This is a genomic window from Microbacterium sp. (genome assembly GCF_036566905.1).
Lineage (GTDB): Bacteria > Actinomycetota > Actinomycetes > Actinomycetales > Microbacteriaceae > Microbacterium.
The window spans coordinates 1-2,084 of record NZ_DATCVK010000069.1 but is presented as its reverse complement, the minus strand read 5'-3'; the positions used below and the strand labels follow the sequence as shown (position 1 = coordinate 2,084).

Annotated in this window: 3 protein-coding genes; all 3 read right to left on the bottom strand. The window is 70.0% G+C overall.

The annotated features are described in order from the left end of the window. Positions 1-126: 126 nt before the first annotated feature. The 3 genes from VIP82_RS05880 to dut are packed head-to-tail and all read right to left on the bottom strand — an operon-like array spanning position 127 to position 2,017. Entirely contained in the window at positions 127-936 is an 810-nt protein-coding gene (locus tag VIP82_RS05880) for a DUF3159 domain-containing protein (protein WP_331906602.1), read from the bottom strand. A 5-nt stretch (positions 937-941) separates the two neighbouring features. Further along, positions 942-1,562, bottom strand: coding sequence for a DUF3710 domain-containing protein (locus VIP82_RS05875; protein ID WP_331906600.1), 621 nt, complete (start codon positions 1,560-1,562; stop codon positions 942-944). Beyond that, positions 1,559-2,017 (bottom strand): dUTP diphosphatase, encoded by a 459-nt coding sequence (gene dut / locus VIP82_RS05870; protein ID WP_331906598.1) that lies wholly within the window; start codon positions 2,015-2,017, stop codon positions 1,559-1,561. The genes VIP82_RS05875 and dut overlap by 4 nt, the downstream gene beginning before the upstream one ends. Positions 2,018-2,084: the final 67 nt, after the last annotated feature.

Here is a 2,084-nt window from a genome sequence, read left to right as displayed (position 1 = left end):
CATGCAGGCGGCACTCCATCTTCTCCGTCAGACATGGGGCTGTTCCAGCAAGGGTAACCTAAGCCACTCGCCCGCCGACAGGCCTCGCACGGTGTGCGGATTTATCTTGACGTCGAGATAACTCTATCACTCGCCGGAGCGAGCAGGCGACGGGTAGACGGCCCGCGCGACGAGCCAGGAGAAGACCAGCACGAGGGCGTAGAGCGGCACGCCCATGAGGAGGCGCGTGGCGCCGAGCGCCTCGACGTTGTTGACGAGGTAGAGCGGCAGCTGCACTGCGAGACGCGCGACGAACAGCCCGATCCAGACGAGCGTGAGGAACTGGGCGGCGCGGTACTTGCGCTTGTCCTGCTTCCACGCGACGCCGTCGCCCATGAGGAAGCCGACGATCAGGCCGATCGCGGGCCAGCCCACGAAGAGCGACACGGTCAGCGCGAGCGCGTAGGCGGCGTTCGTGTAGAAGCCGATCACGTAGTTGTCGCGGGCGTCACCCGACCAGAGCGCGAGCGCCGCGGAGGCGAGCACGCCGATGAGGCCGGCGATGGCCTGGGTCGGCTGCCCCTTGGTCACGAGACGGGCGACCGTGAACACCACGGCGAGGCCGACGGATGCGGCGAGGGCGGGCACGAGCGCCGCCTGAGGGTCTTGCCCGGCGAAACTCGTGAGCCCGCTGTAGACGATGAGGAACACCAGCCCGGGCAGCAGTGCCTCGAGGATGCCGCGCACTCCGCCGACCGCGGTGAGCAGGTCGCGCCCGCTCAGCTTCTCGTCGCGCGCGAGCGCACCGAGGCCGCTCTTCTCCGCGGCGGCGGCGAACTGCCGACCGAACTCACCGGCCGTGGTGCCGGCCGCGGCATCGACCTCGGCCGGACGATCCGCCGCGGCATCCGCTCGCTCGCCCTCATCGGCGCGCGACGGATCGTCGGCGTTCGTCATCTCGGTCACACCGTGGGCGCACCCGCGGAGGACGCGGGCATACGCAGCGGAATGAGGTCGCGCGGGGGCATCGGCGTGCTGCCGCGCACCACGACGATGGAGCGGAAGAGGTCTTCGACCTTCGCGGCGGCTGCGGGGTCGACCGCCGCCTCGCCGGCGATGACGCCGCGGAGGAACCAACGGGGTCCGTCGACGCCGATGAAGCGCGCGAGGCGCATCTGCCCCTGCTGGCCCTCGCCCGCGGCGACCGGGATCTGTGCGAGCAGCTCGGGCCCGAAGGAGCCCTCGCGCACGGTGGTCGTGCCACCCTGACGGGCGATCTGGTCGGCGATCTGCGCGCGGATCTCGTGCCACAGTCCGCTCGAGCGCGGCGCCGCGAACGGCTGCACCTGCAGCGTCGAGTTCGCGTAGTCGAGGCCGATCGCGACGACGCGCTTCGTGCCCTCCTCGACCTCGAGTCGGAGGTGGAGTCCCTCGCGCGGCAGCACCTTCACACCGCCGAGGTCGACGTAGGGGCGAACCGGGTTCGCCTCGGCCTCGTCGAAGGGGCCCGCAGCTGCGCGGTCTTCGGGGGCCGACTTGGGCTGCTCGGCGGGGACGTCTCCGCCGGTTTCGATGTCGCTCACGCGTTCACTCCTGACTTGTGCTCCCCGAAACCGGTGGAGCCGAATCCTGCTTCGCCGCGCAGACTGCCGGGCAGCCGTTCGACCTCGACGAATCGAGCTCGGCTCACCGGCATCACGACGATCTGGGCGATGCGGTCGCCGGCCTCGATCGTGTGCGCCTCGCGGGCGTCGGTGTTCAACAGTGCGACCTTGATCTCTCCGCGGTAGCCGGCGTCGACGGTGCCGGGCGCGTTGACGATCGTGATGCCGTGCTTGAAGGCCAGACCCGAACGCGGCACGACGAATGCGACGTAGCCGTCGGGCAGGGCGATCGCGACGCCGGTGCCGACCGTGGCGCGTTCGCCCGGGCCGAGCACGACGGACTCGGAAGCGTGGAGATCGGCGCCCGCGTCGCCCGGATGGGCGTAGTTCGGCACGCGGTCTGCAGTGATCAGCACATCGACGGAATCGGTCACTGTTCGAGGGTAGTGCAGAAGTCTGGTCGAATAGAGCCATGCCCGACTACCGCGAGAAACTCTGGCC

Bases quoted from the DNA above. Each gene is read 5' to 3' on its own strand.
- VIP82_RS05880 (WP_331906602.1), bottom strand. From the start codon at position 936: ATGACGAACGCCGACGATCCGTCGCGCGCCGATGAGGGCGAGCGAGCG.